Annotated in this window: 29 protein-coding genes; 15 read left to right on the top strand and 14 right to left on the bottom strand. The window is 37.9% G+C overall.

Features of this window, described 5'->3' with window-relative positions:
* Nucleotides 1-41: 41 nt before the first annotated feature.
* Together LIS78_RS13570 and LIS78_RS13565 are read right to left on the bottom strand one after the other, a co-directional pair.
* Entirely contained in the window at nucleotides 42-1,211 is a 1,170-nt protein-coding gene (locus LIS78_RS13570) for an MFS transporter (RefSeq protein ID WP_063671724.1), read from the bottom strand.
* Nucleotides 1,212-1,315: 104 nt separating this feature from the next.
* Complete coding sequence (locus LIS78_RS13565; RefSeq protein ID WP_252283768.1) at nucleotides 1,316-2,074, bottom strand: TrmB family transcriptional regulator; 759 nt, start codon at nucleotides 2,072-2,074, stop codon at nucleotides 1,316-1,318.
* Nucleotides 2,075-2,297: 223 nt separating this feature from the next.
* Between LIS78_RS13565 and LIS78_RS13560 the strand changes: the two genes are divergently transcribed.
* Nucleotides 2,298-2,525, top strand: coding sequence for a hypothetical protein (locus tag LIS78_RS13560; RefSeq protein ID WP_016764339.1), 228 nt, complete (start codon nucleotides 2,298-2,300; stop codon nucleotides 2,523-2,525).
* Between the two features lie 32 nt (nucleotides 2,526-2,557).
* Here the strand turns inward: LIS78_RS13560 and pssA are convergent, their stop codons facing one another.
* Nucleotides 2,558-3,049 carry a CDP-diacylglycerol--serine O-phosphatidyltransferase gene (gene pssA / locus LIS78_RS13555; protein ID WP_170959531.1) on the bottom strand — a complete coding sequence of 164 codons (492 nt, stop codon included), beginning with the start codon at nucleotides 3,047-3,049 and terminating at the stop codon, nucleotides 2,558-2,560.
* 170 nt (nucleotides 3,050-3,219) lie between these two features.
* On the opposite strand from pssA, the gene LIS78_RS13550 reads away from it, so the two are divergent.
* The 3 genes from LIS78_RS13550 (at nucleotide 3,220) to LIS78_RS13540 (ending at nucleotide 4,724) form a co-directional block, all read left to right on the top strand.
* A complete protein-coding gene (locus tag LIS78_RS13550) occupies nucleotides 3,220-3,627 on the top strand; it encodes a MarR family winged helix-turn-helix transcriptional regulator (RefSeq protein WP_252283766.1) in 408 nt (135 codons plus the stop codon).
* Nucleotides 3,620-3,961 carry a DUF3147 family protein gene (locus LIS78_RS13545; RefSeq protein WP_063671715.1) on the top strand — a complete coding sequence of 114 codons (342 nt, stop codon included), beginning with the start codon at nucleotides 3,620-3,622 and terminating at the stop codon, nucleotides 3,959-3,961. Before LIS78_RS13550 ends, LIS78_RS13545 begins: the two co-directional genes overlap by 8 nt.
* A gap of 67 nt (nucleotides 3,962-4,028) precedes the next feature.
* Entirely contained in the window at nucleotides 4,029-4,724 is a 696-nt protein-coding gene (locus LIS78_RS13540) for an SAM-dependent methyltransferase (RefSeq protein ID WP_195783045.1), read from the top strand.
* A gap of 25 nt (nucleotides 4,725-4,749) precedes the next feature.
* On the opposite strand, the gene LIS78_RS13535 is transcribed toward LIS78_RS13540, so the two are convergent.
* The 5 genes from LIS78_RS13535 to LIS78_RS13520 all read right to left on the bottom strand — a co-directional run bounded on the left by LIS78_RS13535 (nucleotide 4,750) and on the right by LIS78_RS13520 (nucleotide 7,591).
* Nucleotides 4,750-5,223 (bottom strand): DUF4188 domain-containing protein, encoded by a 474-nt coding sequence (locus tag LIS78_RS13535; RefSeq protein WP_063671710.1) that lies wholly within the window; start codon nucleotides 5,221-5,223, stop codon nucleotides 4,750-4,752.
* Complete coding sequence (locus tag LIS78_RS13530) at nucleotides 5,220-5,774, bottom strand: PadR family transcriptional regulator (RefSeq protein ID WP_116516081.1); 555 nt, start codon at nucleotides 5,772-5,774, stop codon at nucleotides 5,220-5,222. The genes LIS78_RS13535 and LIS78_RS13530 overlap by 4 nt, the downstream gene beginning before the upstream one ends.
* Nucleotides 5,775-5,849: 75 nt before the next feature.
* Nucleotides 5,850-5,981 carry a hypothetical protein gene (locus LIS78_RS31395; protein ID WP_013057274.1) on the bottom strand — a complete coding sequence of 44 codons (132 nt, stop codon included), beginning with the start codon at nucleotides 5,979-5,981 and terminating at the stop codon, nucleotides 5,850-5,852.
* A gap of 92 nt (nucleotides 5,982-6,073) precedes the next feature.
* Nucleotides 6,074-6,970 carry a hypothetical protein gene (locus LIS78_RS13525; RefSeq protein ID WP_063671706.1) on the bottom strand — a complete coding sequence of 299 codons (897 nt, stop codon included), beginning with the start codon at nucleotides 6,968-6,970 and terminating at the stop codon, nucleotides 6,074-6,076.
* A gap of 147 nt (nucleotides 6,971-7,117) precedes the next feature.
* Nucleotides 7,118-7,591, bottom strand: coding sequence for an Hsp20/alpha crystallin family protein (locus LIS78_RS13520; RefSeq protein WP_057245041.1), 474 nt, complete (start codon nucleotides 7,589-7,591; stop codon nucleotides 7,118-7,120).
* 70 nt (nucleotides 7,592-7,661) lie between these two features.
* Between LIS78_RS13520 and LIS78_RS13515 the strand changes: the two genes are divergently transcribed.
* The gene (locus tag LIS78_RS13515; protein ID WP_013057271.1) at nucleotides 7,662-7,901 is read left to right on the top strand and encodes a hypothetical protein; all 240 of its coding nucleotides are present in this window, start codon (nucleotides 7,662-7,664) and stop codon (nucleotides 7,899-7,901) included.
* A gap of 131 nt (nucleotides 7,902-8,032) precedes the next feature.
* On the opposite strand, the gene LIS78_RS13510 is transcribed toward LIS78_RS13515, so the two are convergent.
* Nucleotides 8,033-8,266, bottom strand: coding sequence for a hypothetical protein (locus LIS78_RS13510; protein WP_013057270.1), 234 nt, complete (start codon nucleotides 8,264-8,266; stop codon nucleotides 8,033-8,035).
* Between the two features lie 12 nt (nucleotides 8,267-8,278).
* Nucleotides 8,279-8,509, bottom strand: a complete 231-nt coding sequence (locus LIS78_RS13505) for a hypothetical protein (protein WP_195783047.1) — start codon at nucleotides 8,507-8,509, stop codon at nucleotides 8,279-8,281.
* Between the two features lie 188 nt (nucleotides 8,510-8,697).
* On the opposite strand from LIS78_RS13505, the gene LIS78_RS13500 reads away from it, so the two are divergent.
* The 9 genes from LIS78_RS13500 (at nucleotide 8,698) to LIS78_RS13460 (ending at nucleotide 18,808) form a co-directional block, all read left to right on the top strand.
* Nucleotides 8,698-9,681 (top strand): XdhC family protein, encoded by a 984-nt coding sequence (locus LIS78_RS13500; RefSeq protein WP_252283765.1) that lies wholly within the window; start codon nucleotides 8,698-8,700, stop codon nucleotides 9,679-9,681.
* 2 nt (nucleotides 9,682-9,683) lie between these two features.
* Nucleotides 9,684-10,328: an NTP transferase domain-containing protein gene (locus LIS78_RS13495; RefSeq protein WP_195783049.1), complete on the top strand. Its 645-nt coding sequence runs from the start codon at nucleotides 9,684-9,686 to the stop codon at nucleotides 10,326-10,328.
* 18 nt (nucleotides 10,329-10,346) lie between these two features.
* On the top strand, nucleotides 10,347-12,677 hold the full coding sequence (locus tag LIS78_RS13490) for a xanthine dehydrogenase family protein molybdopterin-binding subunit (protein ID WP_252283764.1): 2,331 nt from the start codon (nucleotides 10,347-10,349) through the stop codon (nucleotides 12,675-12,677).
* Nucleotides 12,664-13,497 carry an FAD binding domain-containing protein gene (locus LIS78_RS13485; protein WP_252283763.1) on the top strand — a complete coding sequence of 278 codons (834 nt, stop codon included), beginning with the start codon at nucleotides 12,664-12,666 and terminating at the stop codon, nucleotides 13,495-13,497. The genes LIS78_RS13490 and LIS78_RS13485 overlap by 14 nt, the downstream gene beginning before the upstream one ends.
* A gap of 1 nt (nucleotide 13,498) precedes the next feature.
* Entirely contained in the window at nucleotides 13,499-13,978 is a 480-nt protein-coding gene (locus tag LIS78_RS13480) for a (2Fe-2S)-binding protein (RefSeq protein WP_195783052.1), read from the top strand.
* Between the two features lie 35 nt (nucleotides 13,979-14,013).
* The gene (locus LIS78_RS13475) at nucleotides 14,014-14,502 is read left to right on the top strand and encodes a hypothetical protein (protein ID WP_116071951.1); all 489 of its coding nucleotides are present in this window, start codon (nucleotides 14,014-14,016) and stop codon (nucleotides 14,500-14,502) included.
* A 420-nt stretch (nucleotides 14,503-14,922) separates the two neighbouring features.
* Nucleotides 14,923-16,557, top strand: a complete 1,635-nt coding sequence (locus tag LIS78_RS13470) for an MrcB family domain-containing protein (protein ID WP_252283762.1) — start codon at nucleotides 14,923-14,925, stop codon at nucleotides 16,555-16,557.
* The gene (locus LIS78_RS13465) at nucleotides 16,511-18,223 is read left to right on the top strand and encodes a DUF2357 domain-containing protein (RefSeq protein WP_252283761.1); all 1,713 of its coding nucleotides are present in this window, start codon (nucleotides 16,511-16,513) and stop codon (nucleotides 18,221-18,223) included. The genes LIS78_RS13470 and LIS78_RS13465 overlap by 47 nt, the downstream gene beginning before the upstream one ends.
* Before the next feature lie 186 nt (nucleotides 18,224-18,409).
* The gene (locus LIS78_RS13460) at nucleotides 18,410-18,808 is read left to right on the top strand and encodes a hypothetical protein (protein WP_057236291.1); all 399 of its coding nucleotides are present in this window, start codon (nucleotides 18,410-18,412) and stop codon (nucleotides 18,806-18,808) included.
* 21 nt (nucleotides 18,809-18,829) lie between these two features.
* On the opposite strand, the gene ku is transcribed toward LIS78_RS13460, so the two are convergent.
* From ku to sspO, 4 genes are all read right to left on the bottom strand, one after another.
* Nucleotides 18,830-19,663, bottom strand: coding sequence for a non-homologous end joining protein Ku (ku, locus tag LIS78_RS13455; protein WP_195783055.1), 834 nt, complete (start codon nucleotides 19,661-19,663; stop codon nucleotides 18,830-18,832).
* Nucleotides 19,664-19,813: 150 nt separating this feature from the next.
* A complete protein-coding gene (locus tag LIS78_RS13450) occupies nucleotides 19,814-20,254 on the bottom strand; it encodes an Hsp20/alpha crystallin family protein (RefSeq protein WP_195783056.1) in 441 nt (146 codons plus the stop codon).
* Between the two features lie 152 nt (nucleotides 20,255-20,406).
* Nucleotides 20,407-20,547 (bottom strand): small acid-soluble spore protein P, encoded by a 141-nt coding sequence (locus LIS78_RS13445; RefSeq protein WP_013057256.1) that lies wholly within the window; start codon nucleotides 20,545-20,547, stop codon nucleotides 20,407-20,409.
* A 212-nt stretch (nucleotides 20,548-20,759) separates the two neighbouring features.
* Complete coding sequence (gene sspO / locus LIS78_RS13440) at nucleotides 20,760-20,909, bottom strand: small acid-soluble spore protein SspO (protein WP_013083371.1); 150 nt, start codon at nucleotides 20,907-20,909, stop codon at nucleotides 20,760-20,762.
* Nucleotides 20,910-21,130: 221 nt separating this feature from the next.
* On the opposite strand from sspO, the gene acnA reads away from it, so the two are divergent.
* Nucleotides 21,131-23,851 (top strand): aconitate hydratase AcnA, encoded by a 2,721-nt coding sequence (gene acnA, locus LIS78_RS13435; protein ID WP_195783057.1) that lies wholly within the window; start codon nucleotides 21,131-21,133, stop codon nucleotides 23,849-23,851.
* Nucleotides 23,852-23,911 lie beyond the last annotated feature (60 nt).

Raw genomic sequence — 23,911 nt, 5'->3', positions numbered from 1 at the left:
AAAAAAGCGTACACCATGTGTGTACGCTTTTTTATCAAATCTTATTTACTGTGAAGCGTATCTGCTGTGCTTTCTGTTCGTGTTACCGCATAAAGAGAGCAGAAAAGACCAAGCAAAACAAAAATAGAACCGACCCAGCCGTTATAAATAACAGAGTATTGATTAACGACAATTCCTCCAACATAGGAGCCGATCGCAATTCCTACGTGTGAAATCGCTGCATTGGTGCTGATTAAAATGTCCGACGTGTCGCGTGCACTATGAATAATTAAATTGCTTTGAGCCGGTGAGACCGCCCAGCTGAGCGCACTCCAAATAATCATAAGAAGCAAGAAAACAACAAATGGCAAATGAACGCCAAAAGGCATAGCAATCATGCTAACAAAAAAGAGAGCAACCATGGTGATAACAGAGGAAGAAGGGTTCCATCTATCAGAAACAGCTCCTCCAAGTCCTCCTCCTGCCACTGCAGCAAGACCGAAAATACCATAAATAATGGTCACCATCGTTGTATTTAATCCTAGCGTTTCTTGTAAAAATGGTGTGAAGTACGCATAAAGCGTTAAGTGCCCCGCAAGTACAAATAATGTTGCTAGGTGAATAGCGAGCATTTTTTTATTGCGTAAAGCTTTTACCTGAGTTTTTAACGGTACAATTGGAGCAGGAGCTAGACGCTCCATTGTAAACCAAACGGTAATCATAATAATGGCAGTCAAAATTGCAATCATAACAAATACTTGACGCCAGCCAAGCGCATTTCCAATCAAAATACCAAGAGGAATGCCTAAAACAAGTGAGCCGCTAATCCCCATAAACACAACCCCAATTGCTCTGCCTTGATATTCAGATTTTACCATTCTAGAAGCCATTGTGGTAGATAATACAATGATAAAAGAACCGCTCGCGGCAGCAAGAATACGTCCAATCAGTAGCATATAATAGCCCGAACTGTAGGCTGAAAATACATTGCTCAATAAGAAAATAAATAATGTCCACATATAAACTTTTTTACGCTCTATCTTAGCCGTCACATTTAGTAAAATCGGCGCAGACAAGGCATAAACAAACGAATAAATAGAGATTAAATAACCTGCTTTTGCTAATGATACATGAAATGCATCGGCAATTAAGTCTAAGATGCCTCCTAGAATTAATTCGACCGTTCCAACAACAAAGGAAGCAATCGCAAGTATGTAAACTTTTTTATTCATCAAAAAACCCCCTCTTCTAAAAGTTACAACTAGAATAGTAACCTTTTTCAGAGAGGATTTCAATAGGTAATATTAAAAAGGTTACTAATGAATTAGTAACCTTTTTAATATCGCAGTCGAGTAAGCAGCTCCATGATCTCAGAATCTTGAAGAAGCTGCTCTTGATATTTCTTTGTAATATGGGTAAGTGCGACGTCATGATAAAAGAAATCAGCAAAAACTTTTACAAGCGGCTGCGACATGGTTTTTATTGCTTTCCATGTGTCATGTTCAATGCCGGCAAATAAAAGGTAAGCATCGTCAACAATAATCAACTGCGACGGCTCAAGGTTTTTATGATCATCTATTGGATTTAATGTATGTAAATGTTTGAGGGCAGTCTGCAAGTTTCCTATGGTTAAGACCTCGACGTTTACGCCTTGTTTCTCTTTTTCTTCTAGCAATAAGCGGTAATGTTCCAACTCATCATTCCAAGCGGATAAAATAATAGAAGATTCCGCTTCATGAATCAATTGTTCAATGTGAGCAGAAATAGAGGATTTATCTTTTAAACTCCAAACATGATCGTCTGTAAACGTTTTTTTTATTTTATATGTTTTTAATTCATTAATGTCATTTTCAAAATCAGCAGTAAGTTTTTGAATGACGGTTTGAAGGGCTACCGCTGAATAAAGTTTCTTTTTCCCGGACAATGTATTTACTACAATGCCTTTATCAATTAAACGATTAAGCACTTCATAAATTTTTGCTTTTGGAACATGCGAATACGTAACAATCGAACTAGCATCCAGCGGGCCATCATTCGCAAGCAGCGCTTCATATACTTGACTTTCATACTGAGAAAAACCAAATTTTTGCAGCATAATTCTCTATTCATCATCCTTTCTTTTTTTTAGTATATCACGGTTTGTAAAAGTATTACTAATTGTATCAGATATAATAATCTTATTAAACTATGTTCTAAATAATCATTAAAAATAAAATAAGCCATTAAAGGATCTTTACTACAGTAGAAATATTTTTAACCATATACTTTTTATACTAAAACACTCAACATTGGGTAAAGAAAAGAAAGAGGTGAAAAAAATGAAGAAAAATGAAAAACTACTGTTGAAAAAAATGAACATAAAACAGCAAAGAGAAGTTGCTGCTCAGCTTGAAGACGTACTGGATTCTTTACTGTCCCTTGAAGAAAAATTATGCTCAGCACCTGATAATAGCGAGTGGCTTTCTTTACAAGCTCAGCTTGAAAAAAGAGAACATGAGCTGAAATTCAAGCATAAAATGCTGTGCGAAGAATGGACAGCACTATAAAAGACAGGCATTTTGTCTGTCTTTTATTGCATCTAAATTTTCATTACTCGAATAGGGCTAACCATCAAAATAGCTAAAATAATCATAAGGTAAGGGTTTACGTAATAAAACATGCCAAGCAGTGCGATAATTAGAGCTGGAAAAGGAATAGGAAGCCCTATAAAATAACCTATGGTTGGATTTGCACTAAATTTAGCTAATCTTAATGCGCCCATGCTTGGATAAATCATAAAAGCGAGTACGGTTAGCCAAGAGTGGGGAGAAAGAGTATGAAATAGCATTGCAGGCGCTACGCCAAAGCTTATAATATCAGCCAAAGAATCTAGCTCTACACCAAACTCACTGTTAACTTTCAGCTTTCTCGCAATTTTGCCGTCAAATAAATCGAAAAAAGCGGCTAGAAAAATAAAAAGAGCAGCTAAGCGTTCGTAGCTATTCATATTAAAGGCTATGGAAAATACGCCGCTTAGCAAATTTCCAATCGTAAATAGATTCGGAACCCATTTTAACAGTCGAAGAATCAATGTCATACAACCGCCTTTCACAGTGTGTACGATTAGTGTAACTGTTAAATCGTATTATTATGTGAGATGCCAGATAAAAAGAAGGTAGTATTGAAACCTGGCTGCCGTTCCTGTAATATATATCGTATAATACGATAATAACTGAAAATACGATATAAAGGAGCAGGATCATGAAAGTAGAGGAGTTAAACAGCTATTGGACGTCTATTTATTATCATTTGCACTATACGCATCAAGAGAAAATTACACACCAAACAATACGTCTTTTACAGCATATAGATAAATCATCTTCAGTTGGAATAAAAGAAATTGCGGATTATTTACACGTTTCACATAATACAGCATCTGAACATGTAAAGAGAAATATTGATAAAGGGTATGTATATAAAAATAGAGATATACATGATGAAAGAAAAGTAATTCTGCATTTAACAGAAGCAGGAAAAGACCTATTAAAACGGAATTCAAGCTTGGATGAAGAAAAAGTATCAGCTATTTTACGTGAAATGACAGCATCTGAAAAACAGCTGATTCAACAGGCTTTTCAGTTATTGAGCGAGCATGCAAAACATGTATAGTATCATCAAAATTTTAATGTCGGCTCTTATTATTGCAGGGGTAACAGAAATGGCCAAAAGATTTCCGACATACGGTGGAATTGTGGCTGCCCTTCCAATTGTGAGCTTACTAAGTATTGTATGGTTATCCGTGCAAGGAGAAAAAAAGGAAGTGGTCAGTCAGTTTACGCTCGGCGTTCTTTATGGACTGCCAAGCACTATTTTACTACTTGCTGTCGTCTATATTTGTTTAAAAAACTCCCTTCATTTGTTTATGAGTTTATCGATAGGAGTTATGTGTTGGGGCATGTTTTTAGTGCTTCAAAAGATGGTGATTAAACTAATTAATACATAAGCTATTGGAATTTAATCCAATTTTCTGTAAAATAGAAGTCTAAGTAAAAGATAGGAGCTGAGTAGAGTTGAGTTTAGCAGAGAAAAAGTTAGGAATTGACCGAGTTGTTTTTATCGGCAGAACGTTTGAAGAGTATAGAGCTATGTTTAATTTGAATGAAAAGCGTTTAAAAGGAAAAAAAGTGTTAGATTGTGCTAGCGGAGCCTGTTCTTTTACTGCTCATGCCTTGCAGCAAGGTACGGCGGCTACTAGCTGTGATATTGCCTATAAATTTACGGCAGAAGAGCTTGAAAAGAAGGGAAGCCTGGATTTAATTCATACGATGAATCAAATGCAGCACGTACAGGAGCAGTATGTGTGGAAGTATTTTTCGTCTATTGATGATTTAACTGAACATCGAAAAAGAGCATTAAAAGATTGTATCGCTCATATGAAAAAGAACCCCGAAGCCTATCAGTACGGAGCACTTCCTAATCTGCCGTTTCAAAAGAACGAATTTGATTTAACGCTTTGTGCAAACTTTTTATTTATGTACAGCGACCGGTTAGATTATGCGTTTCATTTAGAGGCTTTAAAAGAACTGATACGCGTTACAAAAGAGGAAGTACGTTTGTTTCCTTTAACGAATTTGAGCGGCAAGATTTCTACCTATTTGCCGCAGCTGTTAGAAGAGATTGCGCCTCTAGTAAAAGGAACAGAAATAGCAGACGTCCCGTATGAATTTCAAAAAGGTGCCAATCAAATGCTGAAAATATATGTATAACAAATATAGCGAAAGCCGCTTTTAGTTAAAGCGGCTTTTTAACATTCAATCGTTTTTTGGCAGTTTGAGTATGCTTTGTTATGGTTTCAGATCCAAGCGCTTTAGCTAAGCCGAACGAAGGCATATTCACATATACTGATTCGTAATTTCCTGCAGAAATGGCGTACGTTTCATGATAAATGCCAACTGCATTCGTTTTTGAAGCCTGTTTATAAAAAGAGTTCCAAGCTTTTAAGTGCTGAGGGCCTTTGGCATAGGAGGTTAATTGATCAACTGACTCCCAATATTGAATCAGCGTGATAGTTCTTAAATTAAAAGATCCTTGCAAAGATAAAAAGCCAAGGTTTTTATTTGCATACAATTCGCGAATCATAGGAGGCATTGCTTTAAATACAGGGAACCATTTGTGTACGGCTGTCCATTTATTAATACGCATTCCTATAACAAAGACGACCAAATCCTGACCGGGCTTAGCCATCACACGATTGGAATGAATCATAAATTATGCGCCTCCTCATCATATAATTTATTAATCGTATCTTTGCACCATTCTATCGAAGCACACGTTGTTCGTTTACCGTAGTCTAGGGTAATAAGCCAATACGTTCGGTCAGGAGAAGGGCTGTTAGAAATGCTGTCTTCTATTCCGCAATACATGTGATAACGTTCAGTTAATTTCTGCTGAGCGTTTTTTAACTGCGAAATTGTGAGCTGCTTTTCTTGCTGACTACTAAAAAAGAGTTTTAACAAAAGTTCATTTCTTTCTGAAGGGAGCTGCTTAATAGGTTCACGCAGCCAATCTTGCAGAACTTCTTTTCCTTTAGTTGTTATTACATACTCTTTTTTATCTGGTTTATCAGTTTGAGCAACGGAATTGACCGTTGCTAGTTCATCATTCACAAGCTTTTGTAAAGTGGGATAAATTTGGCCATAACTGATTTTCCAAAAATGATTTAAACTTCGATCCATTAACTGCTTAATTTCATAACCAGTTCTGCATTCAGTAGTAAGCAGTCCTAAAATTGCATATTTTGTTTGATTTTCCTTCATTTCTTTCCCCACATATATCTTTTTGATATATATATTACCATAAACAGGATGCTATTCAATAAAAAAACGCGAGAGTTATGCACTCTCGCGTCTAAAAAAAGGTTTGTATTGCTGAACCATCATTTGCGAAGCAGCAATAAATAAAAAGATAAAGCCTCCACACATTAGCAACATGACAGCACCTATTCTCCATAAAAGCTTTGGCATCAGCATATCTCCTTTTTTGAAGTTATTACCTATAGTGTAAAGAATAGCTTGCAAAAATTCTAGTCATAACTAGATATAATTTTATGACTTTTTTAGACTGACTCTTCCTTTGGATCATCTTCATCAAAAATAGGAACTTCCGTATACGTTTCTTCTTTTTCGAAAGCGGAAGAAGAATTCTCTTTTTCCTCTTGTGCAGGCTTCGTTTTACCAGAAGAAATATCTGATTTAGCGTTTTTTAACTCTTCCATATCTTTTTGGATTTGGTCCGTGAAATCCTTTGGTATAGCTCCACTTCCGTATGTAGCTCCGATGTTTAAAGCACCGCTGAGCTCCTTAATGCCAACTTGACCAATATTGTTGTTTTGTTCATATTTATCGAGAAAAAATTTATCAATATGAATAGTAGGGTGAGCATTTTCTAAGAGTGCGGCTCTTTGGTGAATCGCTTTTACTTCTTCTTGAAGGGAAGACGTTCGTTTTAGCATGTCCACCTGTACTTCAGTTAAAAGCGACATGCTGCGCTCTAATGCTGAAACTCTTTCATCTAGTTCGGTCATTTTTTCGAGATAAGGAGCCATTTTTTTCTCTACAGATTGTTCTACTAAGCTAGTTATATCCGGATAAGACATAGCTTCTTTCTTTTTATCGCGAGGGTTTTGTGTAGAGATAATTTGTTCCAAGTGCGCTACTTTTTCTTTTAAAAAATGAAGCTGCCTAGCAGTCTCTTGCATGTCTTTTGTATATGATTGTTCTGTCTCTTTGTGAGCTCTTCTTTGTGAAGATGAAGAATCGTTGGAAAGCGTGGGCTGAGCTTCTAGCTGTTTTTTAAGCATTATAAGAGAACCCATTTGCGGTTCGAGTTTTAAAAAACGGTTCATGTGAACTTCAAGCGTATTAATGCGCTTGATTTGATGTTTGAAGTCCGCTAGCTCAGTGTGAAGATGTTGGTTAGTCTGTTTGGGGTTGAAAAATCCTTTCATAGACATTTCGCTTCTCCTCATCTTGGGCTTATTTCCGATGTAATAACAGTTAAATAAATATATATTGGTCCAGTTTGGAAATTAACGTTAAATTCTTTGCGTTTATAAATGCTTATGTGCACTATTAAATTTCATTCATAAAACTACTAAGCCTTATTCAATGTGAATACGTTCTTCTTGGAAAAACTGCCTGTGATAAGAAAGAATAAGCAGTCCATTTTCAAATTTCGCCCGCAGATGATGCGCATCCGTAGGCTCTGGCAATTCAACAATTCGGTTAAAGTCTCCAGAAGGTCGTTCTTGTACAACCGGCTGTCCTGTGATAAGAGGGTGCGGTGAGCCTTTTAATAGAAGCCGGCTGCCTGAAACAGAAACGTGCAAATTTTCTTTTAGATAGCCGGGCAAGTCAGCGATAATAATGATTTCATGTGGGGTAACGTAAATGTCGACAGGTGGAAAATTACTTTTAGAAGCCTGAGGTGCCTGATATGAATCAGGAGCATTCATATCCATATTTTCTTTCATAAATTCGTTAAAAGCAGTTTGATCAAAAACACCGTTCCAAAAATCATTTGTTTGATATTTTTTAGCAAATTCCATCCACTGCATAAGTTTATCAAAGTCCATATGGTTTCCTCCTTACCACACATCATAAAAAGATGGAATTTGAATATAGTTTGAAAAGGGGGTGGTTTAAATGGCAGGTGCATCTATAAATATTAATATTTTAATGCTAAAAATAAATTCCTTTGAAAATGCGTCTGCAGTAAATATCGGACAGAATTTACTAGCAGACTGGAATAATTCAGATAAAAAAACACAGGGGTTTGGGCAAAATTTTGGTGATGATAGCGGCTTTATAGGAACGAGAAGCTGTGTCGATGATCGAGATCAAATTGACAGCCCATCATCTTTTCAAAAAGTGCCCATTTCATAGAAAAAGCCTAATAAATATAGCCAGTTCAGATGCAGGTTATATTTATTAGGCTTCTGATTGAATGCTAATAGACGAATAGATGAAGATATGCTGCTAGTTGTGTGCAGTAGAGGTAGAGGAGATGAAGAAATTTAAATTACGCTATTTTTAACTGAGTTTGAATCGTTTACATCTGAGTCTATAATCCATGAGAACGGAGTTACGTTCGGAGAAAAATCTCCGTTTGATTCTCCCAGTCCTTGATTACGTTTATAAGATACGAACACATCAAGCTGCTGATTAGGTCCTATGCTTAAAACAGATGAATTATCCAAAACGTTCACTTTGAAGGCTTGTAAGTTAATGACCATAGGCGAAAAAATCATATGGTTTCCTCCTTATTTATCATTTTTTGTTGCAAATGCATCCACATAATCATTATCTACAGTTTTTTGAGCAGATCCTGCTGTAAAACATTGATCAGCGTGTTGCTGTCCGAAGGTCTGATTTTTCTTTGCTGTGACATATCTTGTAACTTTTAACGTATTTCCAATAGAAATACTGCTTGCTTGATCAGCACTGCGAATGTTCAATTTTCCTAGGTTGATTTTTGTTGAGTCGAATAGCATACTATTCCCCTTTCTAAAAAGCGACAGTTCTTCTAAGTCTTTAAAAGCTTATTGTAGCTTCTTTGAAAATATGAATAATACATGGATTCATTCAGAGAGTAGAAGTGGTCTACTGTAGCGTATTGTAGTTCTGTGTAAAACGTGAAAAGATTTTAAAACCTCGACAGGAAAAGGAGGGAATAATAAAAATGCACGATATTTTACATGCTGTAAACACATCAACAGTAAAAAGTGTGTTGGCAACGATTGTTCATGTAGAAGGATCCTCATATTTAAAAGAAGGAACGTCCATGCTGTTTCAAGAAAATGGGGAGAACATTGGGATGTTAAGCGCTGGTTGTGTAGAAGCAGATCTTGCTGAGCGCGTAAAAGAGTTGTTCCACACTGAGCACGTATTAACCGTTACGTATAATTTAAAAGAAGAAGGTGATGCAGGATGGGGACAAGGAGCAGGCTGCAATGGAATCCTCTATATTCTCCTAGAACCTGTAACTGCGAGGATGAAGCAAAATCTTTTGCGGGTAAAACGTCATTTAGATAACCGAAATCCTGTTTTACATATTAAAAAATTAGAAAAAAACTTTATTCAAACAACCTCTTTTTATGTAGAAAAGACGGGCGAAACATTTGGTGCAAATAGCGACGAATCATCTTTTGCAACAGATGATTGGAATGGGAGAAAGAGCGGTATTCAATTTTCAAATTGCTCCCTGCTCACATATGCTCATCTATATAAACCCAAGCCTCGTCTAGTTATCTGGGGAGCAGGTGCCGATGCAAAATATTTAGTATCACTTGCTGCCAATACGGGTTTTTTTGTTACCTTATGCGACTGGAGACCGGCTTTATGTAATAAGGAACATTTTCCGCTAGCACAGGAAATACATATTGGATTTCCAGAGGAAGTAGACAAACAATTGTCCATTCAAAGCGATGATTTTGTTGTGATCATGACGCATAATTTTTATCGCGATCAAGAAATTCTCTCGCTATTAAAATCAAACCCTGTAAAGTATATAGGAGTTTTAGGATCTAAAAAGCGAACACTTCGATTATTGAATACTGATATTTCTTCACGCATTCATTCCCCGGTAGGACCGCAGGAAATTGCCGTTAGTATTCTGGCTGAATTAATTCAAAACCTCCGAATGTATGATGAAAAAAAGGGATAAAAATGTCCGGGTTAAATATTGTTGCTGTTTATCTTGCCGCGGGAGCTAGTAAAAGGATGGGCAGCAATAAGCTGTTGCTGCCTTTAGGGAATGGATGTTTGGGGAGTAAAGCTTTACGAAAAGCGGTTTCTTCAAAAGTAAACCATACGATAGTAGTAACAAAGAAAGGAGATCATCTTGAGTGGATTGACCCTATTCTTTTTTCAGAAGCATATCAGCAGAAGTGGAGTCATACTTCTTGTAGTAGCGCTTTAAAAGGTCAGTCTGCGTCTTTAAAGTGCGGATTAAAAAAAGCAAAAGAATTAAACGCTGATGCTATTATTGTGCTGCTGGCAGATCAGCCTCTTATAAGTATCGTGCTGATAGATACATTTGTTTCTCTTTTTGAAAAATATTTTTCCGTTCCATTTATTTCATCTTTTTATCAAGGAATTGCCAGAGCACCGGTTTTATTGTCAAAACAAATGTTTTCAAGCTTGGATAAGTTGCAAGGAGATCAAGGGGCAAGAAAAATCATAAGACAAAGCGGGCCTGAAAATGGAATGTTTTATGAATGTACCGACGCTTCCCTTTTTATGGATGTTGATACAAAACAAGCGTATGAACGCATTAAAAAGATATACAAAGAGAAACGTCGACTGTTTTGATTGATGGAGGTGAAAAGAGTGGATGTCATTGGAAAAAGCGTTATTCGAAAAGATGCATTAGAAAAAGTAACGGGTACGGCTCGATACACAAATGATTACATGTTTAAAGGCTCCCTGCACGCCAAAATAGTAGTCAGCCCTTACGCACATGCAAGAATTCAAGCAATAGACGTCCAAGCGGCGATTGCTACTCCCGGTGTTCACGCGGTTGTGACGGGTGAGCATTTGCCGTTAACCGGAGAAGGAGTTCGTGACAAGCGACCGCTTGCATTTGAAAAAGTGCGGTATCACGGAGAAGCCGTAGTCCTGGTAGTAGCAGAAACCCCTGCACTCGCTGAGCGTGCGGCGAGTTCTGTTCATATTCAATATGAGCCGTTACCTGTGGTTCATTCTCCTAGCGAAGCAATTAAGTCTGAGTCTCCTTTGGTGCATGAAAATATGCACATCTACAAGCATGATGAAACGGTGTATCCAGAGCCAGGGACCAATGTAGCTAACAGAGTCAAAATACGAAAAGGCAATATAGAAGAAGGTTGGGAAAAAAGTGAGTTAATAGTTGAAGAAACATTTTCTCTATCTCCTTCAGATCACGCGGCAATGGAAACAAGAAGTGCCGCTGCTGAAATCCTTCCGATTGGATTAGTTAAAATTATCACTTCTTCTCAAGCTCCTTTTATGGTGAAAAAATTAATCAGTGAGTACTTTGAAATTGAAGCGGGAAAAGTGATCGTTGAAACACCGCTAGTAGGAGGAGGATACGGAGGAAAAGCAGCTGTCCAGCTGGAGCTGCTTGCTTATCTAGCTTCAAAAGCTGTGGGTGGAAGGCTGGTTAAAATATTGAACACAAGAGAAGAAGATATGCTTACTTCGCCTGCTCACGTAGGTCTAGATGCAAAAATCAAGCTAGGTTGTTCTAAAGAGGGACTCTTGCAGGCTGCTGACATTCTTTATTTGTTTGACAGCGGTGCTTATGCGGATAAAGGAACGGACTTGAGTAAAGCTGCAGCAGCTGACTGTACGGGACCTTATCGTCTTGAACATATTCTTTGTGATTCATTATGTGTATATACAAATCACCCTTACGCTTCCCCTTTTCGAGGATTTAGCCACTCGGAACTATTATTTGCGTTCGAGCGCACGGTGGACATCCTTGCTAAAAAAGCAGGTATAGACCCTTTGGAGTTTAGAGAAAAAAACGCTATTTTGCCGGGCGATACTACGCCTACGCAAGTACGTTTAACTTCTAGCAGCGTTGGTAACTTACCGGAATGTATTCGTCGCTTGAAGCAGCTAATGAAATGGGAGGAAGGACAGAGAACGGTTCATGAAAACGGCCTTATTACTGCCAAAGGGATTAGCTGCGTCTGGAAAACCTCCACTATTGAAACAAACGCAGGTTCAGGTGTTATTCTAACATTCAACCCTGATGGAAGCGTGAATTTAATGTCTGGCGTTATTGAATTAGGTACGGGGACAAAAACAGTGCTCGCGCAAATACTGGCTGAAAAATTGCAGATGCGCGTGGAACGTATTCATGTGCGAATGGAAGTAGATACTCAAACGACTCCTGAACATTGGAAAACGGTGGCTAGCAGAGGCACTTTTATGGCAGGAAGAGCGGTTTTAGAAGCGGCTGAAGATGTGATTAACCAATTAAAAAAGATAGCTTCTTGTATATTTCGAGCTTCTGAGGAAGATATCGAAATAAAAAATGAAAAAGTTTTTTTACGGGATGAGCCTGAAACCTCCTTGGCCTTTAAAGAAATTGTGTATGGCTATAAATATCCGAACGGAAATGCAATTGGAGGGCAAATCATAGGGAGAGGCAATTATATTTTAAGAGGGATGACCTACTTGGATAAAGAAACGGGAGCTGGGCGTCCCGGTCCTGAATGGACGGTAGCAGCTGAAGGAGTTGAAGTGGAATATAACCCTAGAACGTATAGATACCGTATTGTAAAAGCTGTCTCTGTTATTGACATAGGAACCGTGTTAAACGAGAAAATGGCAAGAGGGCAAGTCATGGGTGCGATGAGTATGGGACTATCGTTTGCAGGCAGAGAAACATTTTGGTTTGATTCAAATGGCCGAATTTTAAACCCTCAGCTTCGGAAATATCGTCCTCTTCGCTACGGAGAGCATCCAGAGTACGTAGTAGATTTTGTTCATACGCCTCAATTAGATGCGGCCTACGGAGCTAGAGGAGTCGGAGAACACGGGCTGCTTGGTATGCCGGCTTCTTTAGGAAACAGCTTAACGGTGGCAGCAGAAACAGAATTAAACCAACTTCCGCTTATTCCAGAATTGATTTGGAGGATGAAAGAAGGGAATGCTGATGATTTCATTTGACTTTGAATATCACAAACCTGCAACCGTTTCAGAAGCAGTTGCCTTATTTCAAGAGTTAGAGAATCAAGGCAAACAGCCGCGTTATTATGCTGGAGGCACTGAAATTCTGACATTGGGCAGATTGGGTTTGTTTGTTACCCATGCTGTCATTGATATAAAAAATATACCCGAGTTTCAAAAAGCAGAAGCTGATGAAGACTGGATGATTTTTGGTGCAGGTGTAACATTGACTGAACTGGAAGAGAAAAACTTATTTCCTTTATTAAGTAAGTCTGCTAGCGAAGTGGCTGATCACACGGCTCGAAATAAAATAACCCTAGGAGGAAATATTTGTGGGCATATCTTTTATCGAGAAGCCGTATTGCCGCTGTTTTTAGCGGATAGTCAACTCGCAGTGGCAGATCTCAGTGGAATAAACCTCCATTCGATTCACGATCTTTTTCAGCGGCGTTTGCAGCTGGAAAAAGGAGAGCTGCTTGTTCAGGTGTTTGTTGAAACAAAGTATGCTGACCTGCCGTATATGAGTATAAAAGAGCGCCAGCAGTGGGATACAGGATATCCACTAGTTACAGTAGCCGCTTTAAAAACAGAAGGAACCATTCGAGTAGCTTTCAGCGGAGTATGTTCGTTTCCTTTTCGATCAGCTGAAATAGAAAAAGTGCTAAACCATAAAGACACTCCATTAGAAGCTCGAATTCAAACTGCTCTTGAGTATATACCTGCTCCAATTTTAAATGATGGAGAAGGATCGGATCGATATCGCAAATTTGTGATTAAAAATTTATTGTTTGATATTTTCAAAGAGCTGGGAGGAACGTAATGTGCTAAGAGATGAACGGTATAGAATAACAGTTAAGCTAAAGGTTAATGGGGAAGAAAAAATGATCGATATCCGAACAGCAGATACGTTGCTTTACGTATTAAGAGAAAAGCTGGGCCTTACCGGAGCAAAACCAGGCTGTTTAAATGGAGACTGCGGAGCTTGTACAGTAGGGATAAATCAGCGGCCAATGAAATCCTGTCTCATGTTAGCGGCGGAAGCAGAAGAGAAAGAAATAATGACTATAGAAGGACTGAAGAACTCACCTATGCAAAAAGCTTTTATTGAACATTTTGCTTTTCAGTGCGGTTATTGCACATCGGGTTTTATCATGAATGCTCATTTGCTTTCTAAACACCATCCTTCAGGCAGTGACGATATTATAAAGGAATGGTTAGCTTCCAATATATGCAGATGTACAGGGTATAAAGAAATTGAAGACGCAGTAAAATCTGTTTTACACTTTTCGGAGCGCGAGTGAGAAAGGAAAAAGAAGAAATAGAATAACATTTACACGTGTTTAGAATAGTATGTGCTAAGGGTGTGGAGAATGTGGAATGGAAAAGCGGCTTTGACAAAGAAAGGGAACTTATCTTTGCCATTCAACGAAATCTGGATGTAGTAACAGCCATATTATTATTAACTGGCCAAATAACAATTATAGGAGTATTTGTGACACCCGGAGCTTTTCGTATTTCAGTAGGCGGACCTATTACGGGAACCAGTCGCATAGAAGGAAAAGACGGAGATGTGGGAATTAATATTATTATTGATATGATTGATGTGTTTCTTGCGGCTTTGCTGCTTAATAACCAGATTAATGTGTCGGGCGCCTTTATTTCTTCTGGAAGGTTTACCATTAACGTAAGTGGGCCTATTTTTGGCGTTCCTAAAACAGAACCTGCATTAAGTGAACTGAATCAATCCTCTCAGTTTTTTCATCGTACCGTATCAAAACATTTTTATGTAAATCCTGACTTAGTTGAAAAATTTACAAAGGACTGATTAAGATGTCATTAACGGATATACCTACAGTAAGGCCTTCAGAGACGAGTATTTTTCTTATCGCCCTGCCGCTTATTATTTTTATTTTTTTCTTTACTCAGCCAAAAGCATCAGACGTCAAATAATCATGTAGCATAATGGGTGTTTTATCCCTGGGCACACAAGCTGCTTATTTTTCTGTTCGTATCATTGCCTCTTCATTCATTAAGCCCCTAACGCTTTTCTTTTCTGTCATGTTTCATTAAAATGAACATAAACATATATGTAGAGAAAAGAATAATCGAGTGTTTTCTAACGTTATAAAATAGCTTACTATACGAAGAAAGCGTCTATAATAAAAGAAATGAACCTTTTGCGTGGTCAGCTGACGATGCTTTTTATTTTTACAAACTGCAGTGAAGGCAGAAAGGAGAGAATTCGATGAGTTTGCGCGAGCGGCTGCTGTATGTAGCGGAACATTATAAACAAATGGGTGGAGACGTACTTGTAAAACATGAAATAGAAAATATGCTTACACGCAGGCTTCCGATTTCTCTTTATCGATTGGAGCATATAAATCGAGAAGAAATGCGTATATCGGGACACCACGCTGAAACATTTCCTTACGTGACCCTTCAGAATAAGAATATAGAGAGTGACGTGAAGGTAGCGTATTTATTCAGTGAAGACGGTCAGCGCATTTACTTAGTCATGATGAGAACAGACTCAGAAGAAGGAACTGATCTGAAAGACATTCGTTTTTTTACTCCTGAACATGCCCGCGTATTGAAAGATAATCATATTGTCATTGGTACAAGCATGGAAGCGAAAAGATTTGAGGATAGAGTAGCTCTTTACCTTCCTTACAATATAGCAGATTTACCTAGCAATGATCAGCTTCAAGATGACTTGCATTTACTGCTAAGTATGCATGAACAGTATATAAAAACATACGGAATGAGCAAAGAGATGATTGGGGACAAAGACGCCATCGTCCATATTCATGAGTATATTAGGAAATCTGGATTTACATATGAACGACATGATATAGCCAACGCCTACTTTGCTTTAAAGACCAAACCGTTTATTGTTTTATCAGGAATGAGCGGGACAGGAAAAACAAAGCTTGCTCAGCTCTTAGCAGATAGTATCGGTGCCACGATTGAAAATGGAAGACAAGTGCTCATTCCGGTTCGACCCGATTGGCACGATAGTTCAGATTTATTAGGATATATTGATTTAAGAGGAGATTTTCGCAGAGGATCGTTTCTGTCGATTATGCAGCAAGCCATTCAGCATCCAGCTTACACATATGTTGCCATATTGGATGAAATGAACTTAGCTCGAGTTGAACATTATTTTAGCGATATTTTAAGCGTGATGGAAAGCAGGAGCTGGTCAAAAGGGAAAATCAAAACGGCTCCGTTATTTCCTGGACATAAGATGTTCCGAGATATTTATTTGCCATCTAATCTTCTCATTATAGGTACAATTAATATGGATGAAACAACTCATGGGTTTAGTCAAAAGTTGTTAGATCGTACCAACACCATTGAGTTAAATAAGATTCAACTAGATTCTTTTGATTTTTTAGATGATAGAGATCCATCTCAGCACAGCATTCAAAATGTACAAATTCAAAGTCAATATGTTCACTTAAAAGATGCGTATGTTGAACATGCTGAGCTTATTCACGAAGTAACAAATGAACTGCTAACCGTCAACGAGATGCTTATAGAAGTCGATTTACAAATAGGTTACCGCGTACGCGACGAAATATGCTTTTATTTAATTTACGCAGTGAAAAGCGGGATGTTTACGTTTGATCAGGCGTTTGATTTTCAGATTTTGCAAAAAGTTTTGCCTCGTATTTCAGGAAGCGATGGGTACACATTTGATTTATTAAAAAACCTTTATTATTACTGTACAAATACACTGTTAGATGATGAATTTGAGACAGCTGTCGTAAATGCAGATGGAATGAGATTTCCTAAAAGCGCACGCAAAATAATGGAGATGATGAGACGTTTTGAAGTATACGGATACACGTCATTTTGGATTAATACCGTACGTTGAAATTGAAACCGACACATGTACGGTGGTTATAAAAGGGAAAAATAAGAAAAGAATAAAATCTGCAGAAGAAGTGATGTTTTTTTCTTGTACAGGAAAAGGAATTACACATGTAAAAGTATTAAATCAAATAAAAGGCATGATGACTTCAAAACCGCCGCTTGAGCCTTTATTTTTTGAAAATGAAACCTATCAAATTACAGTTGTTTCTAAAAATGAAACAAGCCTGTTTGTTAACCACGATTCAAAAGCAGTTGAACAAAGTTTTCAAACCGTAGGATTTCCCTACATTTTGACGGGAAATATAAGCTTTCAAAATGAAGTAGGGTATTCTACGTTTCATGTTTACAGTGAAAGAGAAAAAGAGCTGTCCTTTACTCTTGAAATTTTCCCATCAAAGATGAGCTACAAGACAGATTATGTACACATGGTTGATGAAGTGAACGGATACATTCATGATTTGGCATACGATATGCTTCGTAAAACATATATTGAAGCAAAATCTGTTTGGTCTAAGCAAGCAACATGGACGGAATTTTATCATGTTCTCTCTCACTATATGAAACCCTTTCTTCATTCTGTGCGTCAGATTGAAAATCAGCCGTTTCAATCGGTGAAAGTTGAACATGAGCTCATGAGAGGAGATCAAATAAAAAAACAAGATAACCGTGCTATATCATTTGTCCGAACACACCCTACCTATCTTGCACCTTCAAGCAGGGGGATTAAAATTAATCGAAATATAAAAGTAGTACCCACAAAAGCGATTGGCACCAGGCATGTGTCTACCTATGATAATCTGGAAAATCAAAGTGTTAAATGGATGATGATGCAGCTGTACCATAAGCTAACTACACTAATTGACAAATTAATAGAAGATAGATATGTAAAAAAAGAAGCGGTGTCGGCTCTAGAAACTAATCATACCGAATTAAAAAGACTGTTAAATAATGTGTTTTGGCAACGGGTGAAGACCCTACAAGCTTCAACTCTTCCTTCTACACTACGGACGGCACCCCGCTACCGGGAAGCAAGCAGATACTTTATGTTCTTAACGCGAGGATTGGCTCTTAACGGAGAGTTTTACCACCTTTCATTAAAAGATATCGCAACTCTCTACGAATACTGGACGTATGTTAGTCTTTTAAAGAAGTTGCAAACTTACGGCAAGCGGATAGAACAAAACATCATGACAACGACAGAACAAGGGTTGAACGTCAGGATGCAGCCGTCTTATCATCGTTTTCAAGTGGGGAAAGCAGAAGTCACGCTATGGTATCAGAAAGCATACCATCATACTCATACCGTTATTCAAAAGCCAGACTTGCTGCTTGAAGTAAAGCAAGGGGATAAAAAAAGTGTATATCTTTTTGACGCTAAGTATCGTATCAAACCAAATCACGATACGCCCTCTCCTAGAGAAGAAGATATTAATATCATGCATCGTTACCGAGACGCTATTGTAGAGGAAAATGGAATAAAACCGGTACAAACAGCGATTGTGCTGTTTCCAGGGAAAGCAGAAGGCTATAAGCAGCATCATTTTTATAAAAGTATTGAACGTGTTGGAGTTGGTGCGCTGCCTTTTTTGCCGGGAGAAGAAGGGTTAGTAGAAGAATTTATTGAAACTATTTGTACGGTAGAACCAAATTTTTTCAGCGCTGAGTAGGTGAATAGGTAGAAAGTGAACAAGTCTTTTTTTATGCGTTGACATAGTGTTAAGTTTTTTATGTTTTGATGACATTTCGAGATTTTAGTTGTATTTTCCTGTTGAATTTTCTAGAATAGTAGAGAATAAAACCGTATCGAAAAGAAGTCGTATCATGTGCAGAGAACGTATCAGGAGGACAACGAAGTGAAAAAGATTCTACTATTCACGTTAGTAGCGCTATTGGCAACTTTTTTTATTGACAGGGTATACAGCGAACGCAACCAAGCGCAACTTCAGCAAACTGTAATCAATGAAATTAAAAAAACAAATCAAAGTAAAGAAGAAGCTTCCATCCTTGATTTTAATGAATTATGTGATTTTAGATGGGATAAAGTATATGTTTTTGGACCGGAAACGACTCGCAGTGAGGTAAATGAAAAGCTGGGCTTCACGTGGTCTGAAGCAAAAGCAAAAGGTATTGGAAAAGATAAAAAAGATAACTTTATTGTCTTTGTAGAAAATGATCAAGTAACGCAATATTTAAAAATACCGGCGTCATATGGAACTATTGTTCCTAAGACTTCTGTTGCAAATGAAAGCTAACGAATTTCTTCGTTAGCTTTTTTATGCTTTCTTTTTTAAGGATGAAGTTTTTTTCTCTGCTGTTGATTTTGTCGGGTGTAAAGTAGAAGGATCTATGCTCACTTTTAACATTTCCATTAAATGTCGAATATCTCGTTCTTCGCTTCCGCTGCCTTTTGTAACTTCGCCTTGATTTATTTTTTGTTGAATGACGTTTTGTAAGGCGTCTCGGTAGTTGTTTTTGTAAATAGATGGATTAAAAGAAGTAGATAGCTTATCAATTAATTCCACCGTCACTTGTGTATCACTTTCATTAATGGAAGAAGTACTGGATAAGTTAGGCACATCTGTGACTGAACGAAGCTCTTCTTCAAAATGCATCGTGTGAAGAACAAGAGAGCCGCCAACGGAACGAATAATTGCAATTTGCTGTTTGGAATATAAAAATACATTGGCAATACCGACTTTATTCGTTATTTCAAGTGCATTTAATAAAGTATAATAAGCTTTTAGGCTCGTTTCTCCAGGAGAGATATAGTAGGGCTTATCAAAAAACAGGGGATCAATGTCATCTAACGAAACAAAGTGTAACAATTCAACAGCTTTGTTTGCTGCAAAGGGCTCTTTGACACTGTCAATTTCCTGTTGTGAAAGTACAACAAACTGACCGGTCGCTGTTTCGTATCCTTTAACCAGTTCATCGGATTCTACTTCCCGTCCACACGTTTGGCAATGTTTTTCTTGATGAATAGGTGTATGGCAAACGGAGTGTAGCGTGCGCAGCTTTACATCTTTTTCTTCAATTGCTCCGTGCAGTTTAATAGGGATATCAATTAATCCAAAGCTGATTTTACCTTTCCAAGCAGTATGAAGCATAAACGTTCTCCTTTTACTCTTTTTTAATAGTGTGCCGTAAAACAAATTAGATATCCCATTGTTTTGAAAAGAAGAACATTCTTAAAAAACTATGTGCTAAATAAACAATTAAATATTTCCAATAAAGCTACAGAGACAACATCTGCCGCTTTATTGGAAATCAATAGGGACTATTTGCTGATTAGATTCATTTGTCTCATGTTTAGAAATCGTAATTTCAAGGATTTCGTTACTAAATGTAGCGGTAATTTTTTTATTCATCAATGGAAATGGAAAGTCGATTGTACGTTCAACGCTTTCTTCCATTTGTTCTCTTGCAAGCGTTCCTTGCTTTTCATCATGAAATTCTCTAATGCAGTATTTTTTGGCTGTCAGCTGTAAGTGGTCAGCTTGTATCTGAACGATAATATCCTTGGGGTGATACCCTAATAATTCAGCTTCGACAATAAATGATTGTTCTGTTTCAAATAAATCTATACGAACGGAATCATAATCTAAATAACTCATAAAGGGATTTGAAAGCATGACTTCTAACAACTCTTGAAAGCCTTTTACAAATATTTGGTCTGCTGGCAGACGCTTGTTTTTCATTTCTGCGTTCCTCCATTATTTAAACTGTTTCACTTTACTATCATATGCGCGTTTATGTACTTAGTGAACTCCTGCGCAAAGAATAAGCTTGAAGTACTAGCTGTCTTTTCTACGCATAAAAAAGCAAGCTCTGTAGAGAGCTTGCCGCTGTTTTACATATCATGTCCGCTATTGTGTTTTTGGCGAGAATGCTTACGGTTTTTTACTTTATGAGATCCGCTTAGCGGTTCGGGCTGTCCAGAATTGCTTTTTGGTGCATTTCTTCTGATGTCTTTGCTGCTATTTTTGTTCATAGTTAAAGCCTCCCTTTCATTTATTAGGGTAGGATAGTGACAGGGAATTTATCCGATGAAAAATTCCCCTTTCTAAAAATAGGTTTAACAAAAACAGGAAATGGGAACAGGAAAAAAGCGTCATATATAATGACGCCTCCTCGTTAGATTTCATGGAGTTAAACGATTTTGCATTTCTAACTAGTGATTAGTATATCCAATAAGAGAGTGTTTTATTGATTTTTTTTGCGTTTTTTATTATTTTGTTTCTGTTGTTCGGTTAATGGTTCATTTGAAAATTCTTCATTATAACCCGCTCCTTTTCCTTGAGCGCTAGCCGCGTTAGCTCCAGGAATGACGTGGTTTGACTTGCGTTTAGCCATGTTGAATCACCTCCGTTTCTAGCATGCGTAAAAATCAATGAAATATGAATTATTAGAAAAATAAAAGGAAGATGGAAAAAGGTTATAAGTGAAACTTATGTTAATTAATAACATTCTTTTTATTTACTTATGTATAATATTATATTAAGATAGATGGTGAAGGGAATAGAGGATGGGGTAAGTAAATCCTTTATACATAGAATTTTAAGGGGGTAAAAGCAATGACTAAAAAAGACGTTTTTAACGCTCGTTCGTCATTCGATCTTAATGGCAGCACATATAATTATTACCGCTTACAAGCTTTAGAGGAAGCAGGTTTAGGTAACGTATCTAAGCTGCCGTATTCAATTAAAGTATTATTAGAATCTGTTCTTCGTCAGGTAGATGGCCGTGTTATTACAAAAGAACACGTCGAAAACCTTGCAAAATGGGGAACAAAAGATATTAAAGATATCGATGTTCCTTTCAAACCATCTCGTGTTATTCTTCAAGATTTCACTGGAGTTCCAGCGGTTGTAGACTTAGCGTCACTTCGTAAAGCAATGGCTGATTTAGGAGGAGATCCTGACAAAATCAATCCAGAAATTCCAGTAGACCTCGTTGTCGACCACTCCGTACAAGTTGATAAAGCAGGTACAGCTGACTCATTACGAATTAATATGGACCTTGAGTTTCAACGTAATACAGAGCGCTATAATTTCTTAAGCTGGGCTCAAAAATCATTTAATAACTATCGTGCAGTTCCACCAGCTACTGGTATCGTGCACCAAGTAAATTTAGAATATTTAGCAAACGTTGTTCATGCTGTTGAAGAAGATGGTGAATTCGTAGCTTTCCCTGATTCTCTAGTAGGCACTGACTCTCATACAACGATGATTAATGGTATCGGTGTTTTAGGGTGGGGTGTTGGCGGTATTGAAGCGGAAGCAGGTATGCTTGGTCAACCTTCTTATTTCCCAGTTCCTGAAGTAATCGGTGTTAAACTTGTTGGTGAATTACCAAACGGCACTACAGCTACAGACTTAGCGTTAAAAGTTACGCAAGTGCTTCGTCAAAAAGGAGTAGTCGGAAAATTCGTGGAATTCTTCGGTCCTGGCGTAGCAGAACTTCCATTAGCTGACCGTGCAACAATCGCTAATATGGCTCCTGAATACGGTGCAACATGTGGATTCTTCCCAGTTGACGCAGAAGCATTAGCATACATGCGTTTAACAGGAAGAGATGAAAAAGACATTCAGGTTGTCGAACAATATACAAAAGCAAATGGTTTATTCTTTACACCAGAAAATGAAGATCCAATTTTCACTGACGTTGTTGAGATTAACCTTGCTGAGATTGAAGCAAATCTTTCAGGTCCAAAGCGTCCGCAAGATTTAATTCCACTTTCTCAAATGCAAACAGAATTCAAGAAAGCTTTAACAGCTCCTGTTAGCAACCAAAGCTTCGGACTTGATGCTAAAGACGTAGATAAAGAAATTACGTTTAAGCTTGCAGACGGTTCAGAAACAACAATGAAAACAGGTGCCATTGCCATTGCGGCTATCACAAGCTGTACGAACACATCAAATCCTTACGTATTAGTAGCAGCTGGTTTAGTTGCGAAAAAAGCGGTAGAAAAAGGATTGGATGTTCCAGCTTACGTGAAAACTTCTTTAGCACCAGGTTCAAAAGTAGTAACGGCTTACCTGCAAAATTCAGGGCTGCTTCCATACTTAGATAAAATCGGCTTTAACATCGTAGGTTATGGCTGTACGACTTGTATCGGTAACTCTGGTCCATTAGAAGCTGAAATTGAAGCAGCGATTGCAGACAGCGACTTGCTTGTAACGTCTGTTCTTTCAGGAAACCGTAACTTTGAAGGACGTATTCATCCATTAGTAAAAGGTAACTACCTTGCTTCTCCGCCGCTTGTTGTAGCATATGCACTGGCTGGAACAGTAGATGTAGATTTACAAAAAGATCCAATCGGCATTGATACAGACGGCAATGAAGTATTCTTTAGCGACATCTGGCCTTCTCAAGATGAAATTAAAGAAGTGGTTAGCCGTACCGTAACGCCTGAATTATTCCGTAACGAGTATGAGCGCGTATTCGATGATAACGAGCGCTGGAATGAAATTAAAACAAGCGAAGATGCGCTTTATACGTGGGAGAATGATTCAACGTACATTCAAAACCCACCGTTCTTTGAAGGCTTATCAGAAGAACCAGGTGAAGTAGAACCGTTAAATGATCTTCGCGTAGTAGCGAAATTTGGTGACTCAGTGACAACGGATCACATTTCACCAGCGGGTTCAATTGCAAAAACATCACCTGCAGGCCTTTACCTTCAAGAAAACGGTGTAGAACCAAAAGACTTTAACTCATATGGTTCTCGTCGTGGTAACCATGAAGTGATGATGCGCGGTACGTTTGCAAACATCCGCATTAAAAACCAAGTAGCTCCTGGTACAGAAGGCGGCTGGACAACGTACTGGCCAACAAATGACGTAATGAGCATTTATGATGCTTGTATGAAATACAAAGAGCAAGATACAGGTCTTGTTGTACTTGCAGGTAAAGATTACGGCATGGGAAGTTCTCGTGACTGGGCAGCAAAAGGCACAAATCTTTTAGGTATTAAAACAGTAATCGCTGAAAGCTTTGAGCGTATTCACCGTTCAAACCTAGTATTAATGGGTGTTTTACCTCTTCAATTTAAAGATGGTGAAAGTGCGGATACATTAGGTTTAACTGGAAAAGAAACAATTGCAGTAGCAGTTGATGAAACAGTAAAACCACGTGATTTTATAAAAGTAACAGCAACTGATGAAGCTGGAAACAAAAAAGAATTTGAAGTACTTGTTCGTTTCGATAGTGAAATTGAAATTGATTACTATCGCCACGGTGGTATCCTTCAAATGGTGCTTCGTGATAAATTACAGTCTAAAACACATGCGTAAGTTATAAAGAAAAAGAGCGGTTCTTGTGAGCCGCTCTTTTTTTATGCAAACGCACCGTTT

The organism is Priestia megaterium (genome assembly GCF_023824195.1).
Lineage (GTDB): Bacteria > Bacillota > Bacilli > Bacillales > Bacillaceae_H > Priestia > Priestia megaterium_D.
Note: the sequence above shows the minus strand (reverse complement) of the source record. Positions and strands in the feature narration are given on the sequence as shown.